Genomic DNA, 12,585 nt, shown 5'->3' with positions numbered 1-12,585 from the left:
AAAGGCCTTAAGCCTTTGGCGGGGTGGTCCGGAGGGGCGGTGCCCCTCCGGCCTCACGCGGGCCGCGGCACCGTCGCCGCGACCGTCACCTCCGACGCCCCCAGCGCTTCCTTCGCCGCCACGCGGGTCGCGTTGCCGAGCGTCACCTCGGCGATGGCGCCCATCGCCTCGGCCGTGAAGAAGGCCTGGTGGCCGGTGACCAGCACGTTGGGGAAGGTCAGCAGCCGTGCGATCACGTCATCGGCCAGGATCTCGTTCGACAGGTCCTCGAAGAACAGGTCGGCTTCCTGTTCGTAGACATCCATGGCGAGGCCGCCGAGCTGGCCGGATTTCAGCGCATCGATCGCCGCCTCGGCATCGACCAGGCCGCCACGGCTGGTGTTGATGACGACGAGGCCCGGGCGGGCGATGGCGAGCGTCTCGGCGCGGACGACGTGGTGCGTTTCGGGGGTCAGCGGGCAGTGCAGCGTCACGATGTCCGCCTGGGCCGCGATCGCGCGCGGGTCGGCATAGGTCACGCCGATCGCCACCAGCGCGGGGTCGGGATGGACGTCATAGGCGAGCACCCGGCAGCCGAAGCCGGCCGCCAGGATGCGCGCGACGATGGCGCCGATCTTGCCTGTGCCGATCACGCCCACGGTCTTGCCGTGCAGGTCGAAGCCGAGCAGGCCCTCCAGCGCGAAATTGCCGTCCCGCGTGCGCTGGTAGGCACGGTGAATGCCGCGCACCAGGGACAGCATCAGCCCGATGGTGAACTCGGCGACCGCATGCGGCGAATAGGCCGGCACGCGCGCGACCTTGATGCCGAGGCGTTGCGCGGCGGCCAGGTCCACATTGTTGAAGCCGGCGCAGCGCAGCAGGATCAGCCTGGTCCCTCCGGCGGCCAGCGCCTCCAGCACCGGGGCGGAGGCGTCGTCATTGACGAAGATGCAGACCGCCTCGGCGCCCATGGCGAGCGGCGCGGTCAGCGGCGCGAGGCGGGGCTCGAGGAACAGGATCTCATGCGCCGCGGCCGCCGGCGCCGCCTCGAAGCTGCGGCGGTCATAGGGCTTGGTGCTGAACATGGCGATGCGCATGGGGCCTCCCCGCCTCGATACCTGCGCTACCGCGTTCTGCGGCGCGACGGGCGGGGCATAGTCGCGTGGCGCGGCGCCTCAGTGAAGGGTGAATACCCCGTTGGCGTAGCGCAGCTCCGCAGGGCGGGTCAGGGCGGAGGAGGCGACGCGCACCGAATGCAGCGGGCCTTCGATCTCGCGGCGCCAGAAGTCGAGGAAGCGGGTCAGCTCGGGGAAATCCGGCGCGTGGTCGATCTTCTGCCAGATATAAGCCTGCAGAACATGCGGGTGGTCGGGCAGGTGGTAGAGCAACTCGGCGGTCGTGATCCGCCAGTCGGGGATTCGGAGGATCGGTTCCAGTCCCTGCAGCACCTTGGTCATTCCTTTCCCTTGAGGGTGGTGTGACGTGCCATTCCTACCTGCAACGCCGTCGCGGCGCCGTGAGTTGCTTCACAGGATGACATGTGCAGCGCAGCAGGAGGCAAGAAAAATCTTGTATATTCAGATCATTAGCACTCGTGCGTGGCGAGTGCTGCCGAACGCTTGACGTCGCGCGACCCTCGGCTTAGATCGCTGGCACTCCTCTGGGGGGAGTGCTAACGGCCGGGGCGTTCTGCGACCGGCCAGGCTTCCCAGGGCGAGCCGTCATCAACCCGAGGCTCAGGAGAGGACATCCATGAACTTCCGTCCCCTGCACGACCGTGTTCTCGTTCGCCGCGTCACCGCGGAAGAAAAGACTGCCGGCGGCATCATCATCCCCGACACCGCCAAGGAAAAGCCGCAGGAAGGCGAAGTCGTCTCCGTCGGCGCGGGCACGATCAACGAGAAGGGCGAGATCCGCCCGCTCGACGTGAAGGCCGGCGACCGCATCCTGTTCGGCAAGTGGTCCGGCACCGAGGTGAAGCTGAATGGTGAGGAGCTCCTGATCATGAAGGAGTCCGACATCATGGGCATTCTCGAAGGCACCGCCGAGGCGAAGAAGGCCGCCTGAGGCGCCGCTTCGCACCGCATCCGACAACAGAATTCAGAGGTAGAAAGCAATGGCTGCTAAGGACGTGAAGTTCGGCGCTTCGGCGCGCGAACGTATGATCCGTGGCGTGGACATCCTCGCCGACGCCGTGAAGGTGACGCTGGGCCCGAAGGGCCGCAACGTCGTCATCGACAAGTCCTTCGGTGCCCCGCGCATCACGAAGGACGGCGTGACCGTCGCCAAGGAAATCGAGCTGGCCGACAAGTTCGAGAACATGGGCGCCCAGATGGTGCGCGAAGTGGCCTCGAAGACCAACGACCTGGCCGGTGACGGCACCACCACCGCGACCGTGCTGGCCCAGGCCATCGTGCGCGAAGGTGCCAAGGCCGTGGCCGCCGGCATGAACCCGATGGACCTGAAGCGCGGCATCGACAAGGCCGTGGTCGAGATCGTCAAGGAACTCGAGTCCAAGACGAAGAAGATCACGACCTCGGCCGAGGTGGCGCAGGTCGGCTCGATCTCCGCCAACGGCGAGACCGAGATCGGCGAGATGATCGCCAAGGCGATGGAGAAGGTTGGCAACGAGGGTGTCATCACCGTCGAGGAAGCCAAGTCGATCCAGACCGAGCTCGACGTCGTCGAGGGCATGCAGTTCGATCGCGGCTATGTCTCCCCGTATTTCATCACGAATGCGGAGAAGATGATCGCCGAGATGGAGAACCCCTACATCCTCATCTTCGAGAAGAAGCTGTCGCAGCTCCAGCCGATGCTGCCGCTTCTCGAGGCCGTGGTGCAGTCGGGCCGTCCGCTCGTGATCGTGGCCGAGGACGTCGAGGGCGAGGCGCTGGCCACCCTGGTCGTCAACAAGCTGCGTGGCGGCCTGAAGATCGCCGCCGTGAAGGCGCCGGGCTTCGGCGATCGCCGCAAGGCGATGCTGGAAGACATCGCCATCCTGACCGGCGGTGAAGTGATCTCCGAAGATCTGGGCATCAAGCTCGAGAGCGTGACCCTCGCCATGCTCGGCAAGGCGAAGCTCGTGAAGATCGAGAAGGAGAACACCACGATCGTCGACGGTGCCGGCGAGAAGACCGCCATCACCGGCCGCTGCGAGCAGATCAAGGCGCAGATCGAGGAGACCACCTCGGACTACGACCGCGAGAAGCTGCAGGAGCGTCTGGCGAAGCTGGCCGGTGGCGTTGCCGTCATCCGCGTCGGCGGCTCGACCGAGGTCGAGGTGAAGGAGCGCAAGGATCGCGTCGATGACGCGCTGCATGCGACCCGCGCCGCGGTCGAGGAAGGCATCGTCCCGGGCGGCGGCGTGGCTCTGCTGCGCGCCTCGGTGAAGCTGGCCGGCCTGAAGGCCGAGAACCCCGACCAGCAGGTCGGCATCGAGATCGTGCGCCGCGCGATCCAGTCGCCGATCCGCCAGATCGCGGAGAATGCCGGCAAGGACGGCGCCGTCGTCGCCGGTGAGGTGCTGCGCACCGACACCTACGAGTACGGCTATGATGCGCAGTCCGACGAGTACAAGAACCTCGTCGCGGCCGGCATCATCGACCCGACCAAGGTCGTGCGCACCGCCCTGCAGGACGCCGCTTCGGTGGCCTCCCTGCTGATCACCACCGAGGCGATGGTCGCCGAGCGTCCGGCGAAGCCGGCGGCTCCGGCCGGTGGCCCGGGCGACATGGGCGGCATGGGCGGGATGGACTTCTGATCCCGTCCGGTCCTTCGCCGGACCGGAACGAATTGGGGGCAGTCCTTTGGGACTGCCCCTTTTTCTTTGCGCCGTGCTATGGCGCGGAAAACCGCTTGCCAGGAACCGTCCCATGAAGCGCCGCAGCCTTCTTCTCGCACCGACCCTTTTCGCGCCGTCGCTGGCGCTCGCCCAGGGCGGCTGGCGGCCGAACCGCCCGGTGACGATGATCGTCCCCTATGCCGCGGGCGGGGGCACCGACATCGTCGGGCGCGAATTCGCGCAGATCCTCTCGCAGCAGCTCGGCCAGACGGTGGTGGTGGACAATCGCGGCGGCGCCGGCGGGTCGATCGGGACGCTGGCCGCGGTGCGCGCCCGCCCGGACGGCTACACCTTCCTCTATGCCGTTTCCTCGAACATCGTCATCAACCCGCATGTCTATCGCACGCCCGAGCGCGAGGACCCCGCGCGCGTGCTGGTGCCCGCGGGCATCGTCGCGAACTACCAGTACATCCTGGTGGGCAATCCGCGCTTCCCCGCGACCAACCTGCAGGAACTGATCGCGCTGGCGAAGGCGAACCCGGGCCATGTCACCTTCAGCCATTCGGGCAATGGCGGGAACAACCACCTGGCCGGCAAGCTGCTGGCGAAGATGGCTGGCATCGAGCTGAACGACGTCGCCTATCGCGGCACCGCGCCGGCGCTGATGGATGCGGTGAACGGCACGGTGCAGTTCAACATCTCCTCCCCGCCGCCGGCGATCCCGCTGGTGCGCGAAGGCCAGTTGCGTCCGATCGCGGTGACGGGCGCGCAGCGTTCGCCGACCTTCCCCGACGTGCCGACGGTCGCCGAGCAGGGCCTGCCCGGCTACAACGTCACCGGCTGGCACGGCGTGTTCTATCCGCCGGGCACGCCGGGCGAACCGGTTGCCGCACTGCGCGCGGCGGTCGCCGAGATCGCCGCGATGCCCGCCTTCCATGAGAAGCTCGGCCGCGACGGGCTGGAACCGTTGACCGCGCCGGTCAGTTCCGATGCCTTCGCCGCACAGGTGCGCGACGAGCATGCATTCTGGGGGCGGACCATTCCCGAGCTTGGCATCCGCGTCGAGTGACGCGGCCGCGAAGATGACGGACGGTTCAGCTTTGATTGACGCGGCGACCGCAATCTGCGCGTGATTCGGGGGCCAATCGTGTCTGGCCTCGCCTTGCCGTGCCTCCGGGAGCCCGGTCGCCCTCAAGCCGATATTGGGCGCGACTGGACAATTCGGCGGCGAGCACCGCCGCCGGGCGACGCAAGGAGACAGGTCGCATGGCGATCGGCACCGTGAAGTGGTTCAACGCGACGAAGGGCTTCGGCTTCATCGTTCCGCAGGATGGCGGCAAGGACGTCTTCGTCCACATCACCGCCGTGCAGAAGGCCGGGCTGACCGGGCTGAACGAGAACCAGAAGCTCAGCTACGAGGTCGTCACCGAACGCGGCAAGGCCGCTGCGACCAACCTGAAGCCGCTGTAAGGCGCGACGCGCCGCCGCCACATGTTCACACTCGCGGAACTCGAAGCGGCGGCGCAACTCGTCCACCAGGCTTTCCCACCCACGCCGCGGATCGCCTGGCCGTTGCTCGCCGCGCGCTGCGGCACGGAAGTGCACGTCAAGCACGAGAACCACACCCCCGCCGGCGCTTTCAAGGTGCGCGGCGGGCTGGTCTACATGGACCGACTGAGGCGCGAACGTCCGCATGTGAAGGGCGTGGTCAGCGCGACGCGCGGCAATCATGGTCAATCGCTCGCCTATGCCGGGCAGCGTCATGGCGTGCCCGTCACCATCCTCGTCCCGCACGGCAACAGCAGCGAGAAGAACGCCGCGATGCGCGCCTTTGGCGCGCGGCTGGTCGAACATGGCGAGGATTTCGACGCGGCACGGGAGGAGGCGATGCGCCTCGCCGCGGCCGAGGGCCTGGAATTCGCGCCGTCCTTTGCGCCCGACCTGGTGAAGGGGGTCGCGACCTATGCGCTGGAATTCTTCCGCGACGCGCCGCCGCTCGATGCGCTGTATGTGCCGATCGGGCTGGGCTCGGGCATCTGCGGCTGCATCCTGGCGCGTGACCTGCTGGGGCTGTCCACGCAGATCATCGGCGTGCAATCGACCGGCGCGCCATCCTATGCGCTGTCCTTCGCCGCCGGGCATGTGGTGACGACACCGCGCGCGGACACGCTTGCGGACGGTATGGCGACGCGCGTGCCCGATGCGTCGGCGCTCGCGATCATCCGCGCCGGTGCTGCGCGCGTCGTCACCGTGACGGATGACGAGGTCGCCGCGGCGATCCGCGCCTATTGGCAGGACACGCACAACCTTGCCGAGGGTGCAGGTGCCGCGCCGCTTGCCGCCCTGCTGCAGGAACGGGACACGATGCGCGGCAAGCGCGTCGGCTTGGTGCTGTGTGGCGGGAATATCGATCTGGACCTGTTTCGCGATTGGGTGTTGAGGACTGCATGACCGACCTTCTGCTGCGCAACGTCCGCCCGATGGGCGGGGCCGCGACCGATGTGCTGGTGAAGGGCGGGCGCATCGCCGCATCCGGTGCCGCCACGACCGGTGTCCCGGTCGAGGACGGCCAGGGCCTGCTCCTGCTGCCCGGTTTCGTCGAAGGCCACACGCATCTCGACAAGACCACCTTCCACCAGCCCGACTGGCTGGTGAACGAGGTCGGCCCGCGCATCATCGACAAGATCGACACCGAGCGCGAATGGCGCGCCCGCACCGGGCACGACGCTGGTGCCGCGTCGCTCGCGATGGCGCGCGCCTTCCTTGCTGCGGGCACGACGCGCATCCGCAGCCATGTCGATGTGGATACGCTCGCCGGCACGCAGCACGTCGAGCGCGTCCTGGAGACCCGTGCCGCAATGGACGGCCTGCAGGAGATCCAGATCGTCGCCTTCCCGCAATCGGGCTTGCTCGGCCGGCAGGGGACGGAGGCGGCACTCGATGCCGCGCTCTCGCTCGGCGCGGATGTCGTCGGCGGGCTCGATCCCTGCGCGATCGAGCGCGACCCGGTGAAGCACCTCGACATCGTCTTCGGCCTTGCGGAGAAGCACGGCAAGCCGGTCGACATCCATCTGCACGAACCGGGCTCGATGGGCGCCTTCTCGCTGGAACTCATCCTCGAACGCACGCGCGCCCTTGGCATGGAAGGCAAGGTGGTGGTCAGCCACGCCTTCTGTCTCGGTGACATCACGGAACGCGAGCGCGACGTGCTGCTGGCGCAGATGGCGCAACTCGGCGTGGCGATCGCGACGACCGCACCTGCCTCCCGCCCCGTGCCGCTGGTCGCGCCATGCCGTGCGGCCGGGGTGACGATCTTCGGCGGCAATGACGGCATCCGCGACACCTGGACGCCCTATGGCTCGCCCGACATGCTCGAGCGCGCCATGCTGGTCGGGCTGCGCAACAACTTCCGGCGCGACGACGAGATCGCGCTCGCCTTCGACTGCGTCAGCGGCGCGGGCGCTGCGGGTTGCGGCTTCGCCGATTACGGCTTGGCGCCAGGATCGCGCGCGGATCTGGTGCTGGTGGATGCGCGCAGCCTGGCGGAAGCCGTGGTGGCGCGACCCGCGCGGCGATTGGTGGTCGCGGGCGGGCGCGTGGTGGTGCGGGACGGCGTCCTGCTGGCCGCGTAGGGCCTCGCCGCGCGCCGGGCTCACACCGGCATGCGGCGCCCTTGATGTGCGCGGCCGATCCGGGCCGTGTCCTCGCGCCCGCCGGCGATGACGCGCACGCCCTCGTCGAGGCGTTCCGCGATGTTCTGGGGCGTGCAGCCTTCGAGGAAGGGCAGGCCATGGGCGCGGCAAGCCGCGAAAACGCGCTCACGCGCCGCGGGCAGCAGCGGCGGATAGGGGTGCTGCACCTCCCGCTGGCCGAGCAGGGAGAGGGAGAGATCGCCCGGACCCAGCTCCGCGAAGCCGAGGCCCGGCACGGCGAGGATCTCCTCGCAATGCGCGACACCTTCGGGGCTCTCGATCTTCACGCCGAGCAGCAATTCGCCCTCTGGGTCGAGCGGCCAGGGATCGCAGAGCCGCATATAGGTCTCGGCCGACACGCCCCAGATTGCCGCCGCGGTCTGCTCCGAGCCGCGCCCGCGGGTCCCGACGCCAAGCAGCCCTGGGCCGGGGGAGCCGAGCTGCGCGCCGTCCATCCGTTCGATCGGCCCCGGCAAACCCGTATCGACGCCCGCGAGATGGTCCGGATAGCGGCAGGCCTCGACGAAGGCGCGCACCGCGTCGGCCGATTCCGCCTGGCAGAGCAGCACGCCATGCACGCCGCGTCCGAGGATCTGGCGGAACTGCCAGGCATTGTGCCGGACATTCGCCGCATCGGTGCCGGCGACCGGCGCCTCGACGATCACCGCCGGGGTGCGGTGGCCCGAACGCGTCGGGCCGCCTTCCGCGAGGCCCCGCATGTACTCGGCGAGGCCGGCCATGTCGAAGGCGCCGTGTTCCATGCCGACATTGATGTAGTCGGCCCAGGTGCCGGCATCCTCGCGGCCCTGGGCGGCAGTCAGGACATGGCCGGTATGGTGACCGGCGTAGTAGATCGCCTGCCCATCCGCCAGGAGTTCGACCGCCCGGTTGATGCGGCGGGGCATGGCGGGCGGCTGTCCGCGCCCGTCAGGCGGCCGCGTCCACCGGCAGGTAGGGCAGCCGCTTCACGCGGTCCATGTTCATCCCTTCGATCCGCAGCAGGCGGGTCGGTCCGTCGCGGCGCGGGGAGTGCAGGATGCCGGGCTCGTACAGATACGCATCGCCCGGCTTCATCGCGTAGTCCTTGATGCGCCGCGCCTTGCCCGGCGTGCTCTCGGTCGGCCGGGCGAGGCATTCCCAGTCGGTCATGATCGTCTCGCCTGCCGCCTGGCCGTAGATCGCCCAGGACGGCCCGTGGTCGTGCGGCGCCGAGATCTTGGCGTCGTGATAGACGTGGGCCAGCACGGTGAAGCCGAGTTCCGGATCCTCGTAGAGCACCTGACGCTCGGGCGTCTTGTCGTTGATATGGGCGGCGACGAAGGCGGTGTCCTTCAGCGCCTCCCCCACCAGGTCGCAGACCATGATGCGGCCTTCCAGGCCGGGGTGGCTCTTGAGAGCCTCCCGCGCACGGGCCACGAAATCGTCGAGCGTCATGGGCATGGAAATTCTCCTCCCGCCGGGAACAGGAGCCGAAGATGCTCCCGCTCGGCCCCGGAAGGAAGGGGTCACGGTTCGGCGAGGAAGTCCCGCGTTTCCGCCACCGCCTGGGCGAGGCCGAGCCGGCGGATCAGCACCCCCGGCGGCAGCCCGTGCAGCAGCCGCGACGGGCAGGACCGGTCCAGCAGCACGAAGACGCCCTTGTCGTCGGCCCGGCGGATCAGCCGCCCGAAGGCCTGGCGCAGCCGGTGCCTGGCGACGCGGTCGTCGTAGTCTTTGGGACGGCCACCGGAAAGATGCAGCCGGCGTTCGCGGTGCAGGATGGTCGGGCGCGGCCAGGGCACGCGGTCGAACACCAGCAGCCGCAACGCGCGGCCCGGCACGTCCACGCCATCGCGCATCGCATCGGTGCCGAGCAGGCAGGCGTGTTCCTCGGCGCGGAAGACATCGACCAGCGTGGCATTGTCCATCGCATCGACATGCTGGGCGTAGAGCGGGATGCCCGCCTGCTCCAGCGGTCCCGCGATGCGCTGCTGCACGTCGCGCAGCCGGCGGATGGCGGTGAACAGGCCGAGCCCGCCGCCACCGGCGGCGAGGAACAGCGCCTGGAAGGCCGATGCGACCTGGCCGGTGTTCTCCTTCGCGACATCGGTGATGACCAGGCAGCGCGTCCGCGCCGCGTAGTCGAAGGGCGACGGCATGGCCGCGCGGATCGCCGGGATCGGCAGGTGCGATGCGCCGGTGCGCGCCTCCGCCTCCCGCCACGTCGCCTCGGGGTCGTCATCCTCGGCCTCCCCCTCGTCGCGCAGCGTGGCGGAGGTGATCAGCAGCCCGTGCGCCGGCGCGGCGACGGCACGCGCGAAGGGCTCGGTGGGGTCGAGGTGATGGCGATGCATCCCGGCATCGGTATCCGACCCGCCACGCCGTTCGAGCGACAGCCAATCGACGAAATCCGGCCGCTCGCCGGGCTGCGGCGGATCGGCCTGGATGGTGGCGAGCATCTGCGTCCAGGCCCGCAGCGGCCGCAGCGCGCGGTTGTCGAGCGAGCGGCAGGCGGCCTCGATGCGGATGCGGTCGCCGACTTCCAGCTCCTCTGCCTCATCCTCCAGCCGCGCAGCCAACCGGTCGCGCAGGGAGACCAGCGGTTCCTCCAGCCGGCGCAGGCCCCGCGACAGGCTTTCGGCCGCACCCGGCAGCGCCTCGGTCAGCGGGAATAGGTCGCATTCGGAATCGTAGAGGCCGGCGCCGCGTGCCTCCTGTGTGCGGGCGAGCACCTGTTCGCGTGCGGCGCGCAGGAAGACCTCCCCGGCATTCGGGGTTTCGTCCGGGCGGGCGCTGCCGCCGCCGGGCAGGCGGGACGGCCAGCCCGGCAGCGGCAAGGCGCGTGCGGCGTGCAAGGCGGCGTCGAGCTGCGCGTTCAACTCGGGCTTGTCGCCGATCAGCTCCTCGAGCCGGCGGCGCAGGCCGCGCGCGCGCGATCGCCCGCCTTCCGCGCCCAGCAGCCAGCGGCGCAACTCGGCCATCTCTGCCCCGGTCAGGTCGGCGGAAAAGGCGGAATCCGCCGCGTCGAACAGATGATGGCCCTCATCGAAGACCAGGCGCAGCGGCGGCCCGTCCTCCCCGCCGCCGAGGGCCGCCTGCACCATCACCAGCGCATGGTTGGCGATAACGATCTGCGCCGATTTCGCGCGGCGGATGGAATGCTCGACGAAGCAGGTCTTGTAGTGCGGGCAGGCGGAATGGATGCACTCGCCGCGCCGGTCGGCCAGCGGCAGCACGGCGCCGGGGCCGAACAACTCGGTGATCCAGCCCGGGAAGTCGCCGCCCAGCAGGTCTCCGTCGCGCGTCGCCAGCGCCCAGCGCGCCACGAGCCCGAGTGCCACTGCCCAATACGGCGGCGGGCCGCCCGAGGTCTGGTCGTCGAGGTTCAGCAGGCAGAGATAGTTCTCCCGCCCCTTGCGCAGCACGACGCGGCGGCGGCGCTCCTCCGGGTCGGGGAACAGCCGCGCCGTCTCCTGGTCGATCTGGCGCTGCAGGTTGCGGGTGAAGGTGGAGATCCAGACCGGTGCGCCGTTCTTCTCCGCCCAGAGGCTGGCCGGTGCGATGTAGCCGAGCGTCTTGCCCGTGCCGGTGCCCGCTTCAGCCAGCACCAGGGCCGGCGCACCGGGGTGTTCGCGCGGGGCGAATGCGCCCGCTGCGGCCGATGCGTAGTCTGCCTGCTGCGGCCGCTGTTCCGACCCGGCGCCGAGGATTTCGGCCAGCCGCCGTCGCGCCTCGGCGGGTTCCACCGGAAAGGCCGTGGCGGGCGGGGCAGGGGCGTTGTCCTCCCATTCCGGCAGGCGGCGCCAGACCTTGTAGGCATGCGGGGTGGGCTTCGCCGCCGGTTCGCCAAGTGCTGCGAGCACCGATGGCGCCCAGGCCCAGCCGGCTTCCCCCATGCGTGCGGCAAGGCCCGCCGCGTCGCGGTTGCGCGCCGCTTCCCGCGTGTCGGCGAGGTGGCGCAGCAGGTCGGTCGCGATCTGCGGCAGCAGGGCGGCAGCGGCTTCCTCATCCGCCGGCTGCGGCAGGTCGAGCGCCAGCGCCAGGCCGCGCGGCGTCGGTGCGCAGGGTTCCGCCGGGCGGCAGAAGGCGAAGAGTTCGAGCAGATCGTGCGCCGCCTCGATGCCCGCGATGCCGAGGCGCCGGGCGGTGGCGGGCGCATGCACCAGCAGCGGCGCGGCGTCGCGCAGCCGCGCCGCCGCGGCCTCGGCGGTCAGCGTCTCGATCTCGCCCTCGGCGGTGACGAGCACGGCCCGCCCGAAGCCTGCGACGAGGGACGGCACGTCGGGCAGCAGGAGTCGCGGGGCGGAAGCCATGATGCAGGGTAGCAGGGCGGGGCGGTGGTGCTGAGAGCCGATCCGGATCGGGTGGACTTGCCCGATCGGGTGACGAACTGCGTTTAGCGCACGACCGGGTCAGTGGCGTCAGAGCGTGGAGAATTCGTCGCCGAACGCGCCGTGAACCGCGATGAAGCGGTTGGACGCCGTGACCAGCGCATCCACCTGCGGCGCACTGTCGTCCGGCGGTACTGGCCCGGAGGCGGGCATCGCACCTTCCGATCGCTCTGCGCCACCCGCCGCCCGCTCAGGCGCTTCCGCCTGAACGGGCGCGGGGTGCCGCGTTGGTGGCGTCAGCGGCGCCACCAGCCCTGGCGCTTCGGCCGATCGGCCTCGGCCCCGGTGCCGAGCACCACCGGCTGGACCGGTGCACCGACGACCGGCTCGGCCGGGGCGGGTGCGGGTTCCGGCGCCGCGGCGACGGGTGCCGCGGGTTCGGGTGCCGACGGCGGGGTGGTCGCGACGGGTTCCGGCGCAGGTTCGGCAACGACGACCGGCGGCGCCTCGACCACCGGCTTCGCTGCGACAGGCACCTCGGCGACGGGTTCCGCGACGAGGGTTGCTTCGACGGCGACCGCGGCCTCGACGGCCGGGGCTTCGGCTGCCGCAACCGCGGCCTCGGCGGCCGGCGCTTCGGCTTCCGCAACCGGGGCCTCGGCCGCAGGCGCCGGGGCTGCCGCGCGGGTCGCGCGCGGCGCTGAGGCAGCGCGTTCCGCCGCGGCCTCGGCGGCTTCCATCGCCTCGAAGATGTCGTCGATCTGCCCGGCGAAGGGATCAGCCGGCGTCGGGCCGGTATAGCGCGCGGCGCGTGGCGCAGGGG

General features: G+C 70.2%; 12 protein-coding genes and 1 pseudogene. 6 read left to right on the top strand and 7 right to left on the bottom strand.

The window, feature by feature from the left end; translation table 11 throughout:
• Window positions 1–53 precede the first annotated feature (53 nt).
• Together AC2YHJ_RS04740 and AC2YHJ_RS04735 are read right to left on the bottom strand one after the other, a co-directional pair.
• Window positions 54–1,076: a 2-hydroxyacid dehydrogenase gene (locus AC2YHJ_RS04740; protein ID WP_487394313.1), complete on the bottom strand. Its 1,023-nt coding sequence runs from the start codon at window positions 1,074–1,076 to the stop codon at window positions 54–56.
• Between the two features lie 78 nt (window positions 1,077–1,154).
• A complete protein-coding gene (locus AC2YHJ_RS04735; RefSeq protein ID WP_487394312.1) occupies window positions 1,155–1,436 on the bottom strand; it encodes an usg protein in 282 nt (93 codons plus the stop codon).
• A 295-nt stretch (window positions 1,437–1,731) separates the two neighbouring features.
• On the opposite strand from AC2YHJ_RS04735, the gene groES reads away from it, so the two are divergent.
• From groES to AC2YHJ_RS04705, 6 genes are all read left to right on the top strand, one after another.
• A complete protein-coding gene (gene groES, locus AC2YHJ_RS04730; protein WP_487394311.1) occupies window positions 1,732–2,046 on the top strand; it encodes a co-chaperone GroES in 315 nt (104 codons plus the stop codon).
• A 49-nt stretch (window positions 2,047–2,095) separates the two neighbouring features.
• The gene (groL, locus tag AC2YHJ_RS04725) at window positions 2,096–3,739 is read left to right on the top strand and encodes a chaperonin GroEL (protein WP_487394310.1); all 1,644 of its coding nucleotides are present in this window, start codon (window positions 2,096–2,098) and stop codon (window positions 3,737–3,739) included.
• A gap of 112 nt (window positions 3,740–3,851) precedes the next feature.
• Window positions 3,852–4,829 (top strand): Bug family tripartite tricarboxylate transporter substrate binding protein, encoded by a 978-nt coding sequence (locus tag AC2YHJ_RS04720; RefSeq protein ID WP_487394309.1) that lies wholly within the window; start codon window positions 3,852–3,854, stop codon window positions 4,827–4,829.
• 197 nt (window positions 4,830–5,026) lie between these two features.
• A complete protein-coding gene (locus AC2YHJ_RS04715; RefSeq protein ID WP_487394308.1) occupies window positions 5,027–5,230 on the top strand; it encodes a cold-shock protein in 204 nt (67 codons plus the stop codon).
• A 21-nt stretch (window positions 5,231–5,251) separates the two neighbouring features.
• Window positions 5,252–6,211, top strand: a complete 960-nt coding sequence (locus AC2YHJ_RS04710; protein ID WP_487394307.1) for a threonine dehydratase — start codon at window positions 5,252–5,254, stop codon at window positions 6,209–6,211.
• Window positions 6,208–7,392, top strand: a complete 1,185-nt coding sequence (locus AC2YHJ_RS04705; protein ID WP_487394306.1) for an amidohydrolase family protein — start codon at window positions 6,208–6,210, stop codon at window positions 7,390–7,392. Before AC2YHJ_RS04710 ends, AC2YHJ_RS04705 begins: the two co-directional genes overlap by 4 nt.
• A 20-nt stretch (window positions 7,393–7,412) precedes the next feature.
• On the opposite strand, the gene AC2YHJ_RS04700 is transcribed toward AC2YHJ_RS04705, so the two are convergent.
• From AC2YHJ_RS04700 to AC2YHJ_RS04680, 5 genes and pseudogenes are all read right to left on the bottom strand, one after another.
• Window positions 7,413–8,357, bottom strand: coding sequence for an aldolase/citrate lyase family protein (locus tag AC2YHJ_RS04700; protein WP_487394305.1), 945 nt, complete (start codon window positions 8,355–8,357; stop codon window positions 7,413–7,415).
• Window positions 8,358–8,379: 22 nt separating this feature from the next.
• The gene (locus AC2YHJ_RS04695) at window positions 8,380–8,892 is read right to left on the bottom strand and encodes a hypothetical protein (RefSeq protein WP_487394304.1); all 513 of its coding nucleotides are present in this window, start codon (window positions 8,890–8,892) and stop codon (window positions 8,380–8,382) included.
• 65 nt (window positions 8,893–8,957) lie between these two features.
• Entirely contained in the window at window positions 8,958–11,744 is a 2,787-nt protein-coding gene (locus tag AC2YHJ_RS04690) for an ATP-dependent DNA helicase (RefSeq protein ID WP_487394303.1), read from the bottom strand.
• 108 nt (window positions 11,745–11,852) lie between these two features.
• A complete protein-coding gene (locus AC2YHJ_RS04685) occupies window positions 11,853–11,975 on the bottom strand; it encodes a hypothetical protein (protein ID WP_487394302.1) in 123 nt (40 codons plus the stop codon).
• Window positions 11,976–12,058: 83 nt separating this feature from the next.
• Window positions 12,059–12,585, bottom strand: a pseudogene (locus AC2YHJ_RS04680) (hypothetical protein); the annotation flags it as partial.

It is taken from the genome of Roseomonas sp. SRI_022 (genome assembly GCF_057586215.1).
This window is presented reverse-complemented; position numbering and strand designations above follow the sequence as displayed.

Coding starts and splice junctions, on each gene's coding strand:
- AC2YHJ_RS04690 (WP_487394303.1), bottom strand. CDS start 11,744: ATGGCTTCCGCCCCGCGACTCCTGCTGCCCGACGTGCCGTCCCTCGTC.
- AC2YHJ_RS04695 (WP_487394304.1), bottom strand. CDS start 8,892: ATGCCCATGACGCTCGACGATTTCGTGGCCCGTGCGCGGGAGGCTCTC.
- AC2YHJ_RS04710 (WP_487394307.1), top strand. CDS start 5,252: ATGTTCACACTCGCGGAACTCGAAGCGGCGGCGCAACTCGTCCACCAG.
- AC2YHJ_RS04735 (WP_487394312.1), bottom strand. CDS start 1,436: ATGACCAAGGTGCTGCAGGGACTGGAACCGATCCTCCGAATCCCCGAC.
- AC2YHJ_RS04720 (WP_487394309.1), top strand. CDS start 3,852: ATGAAGCGCCGCAGCCTTCTTCTCGCACCGACCCTTTTCGCGCCGTCG.
- groL (WP_487394310.1), top strand. CDS start 2,096: ATGGCTGCTAAGGACGTGAAGTTCGGCGCTTCGGCGCGCGAACGTATG.
- AC2YHJ_RS04740 (WP_487394313.1), bottom strand. CDS start 1,076: ATGCGCATCGCCATGTTCAGCACCAAGCCCTATGACCGCCGCAGCTTC.
- AC2YHJ_RS04685 (WP_487394302.1), bottom strand. CDS start 11,975: ATGCCCGCCTCCGGGCCAGTACCGCCGGACGACAGTGCGCCGCAGGTG.
- AC2YHJ_RS04700 (WP_487394305.1), bottom strand. CDS start 8,357: ATGCCCCGCCGCATCAACCGGGCGGTCGAACTCCTGGCGGATGGGCAG.
- AC2YHJ_RS04715 (WP_487394308.1), top strand. CDS start 5,027: ATGGCGATCGGCACCGTGAAGTGGTTCAACGCGACGAAGGGCTTCGGC.
- AC2YHJ_RS04705 (WP_487394306.1), top strand. CDS start 6,208: ATGACCGACCTTCTGCTGCGCAACGTCCGCCCGATGGGCGGGGCCGCG.
- groES (WP_487394311.1), top strand. CDS start 1,732: ATGAACTTCCGTCCCCTGCACGACCGTGTTCTCGTTCGCCGCGTCACC.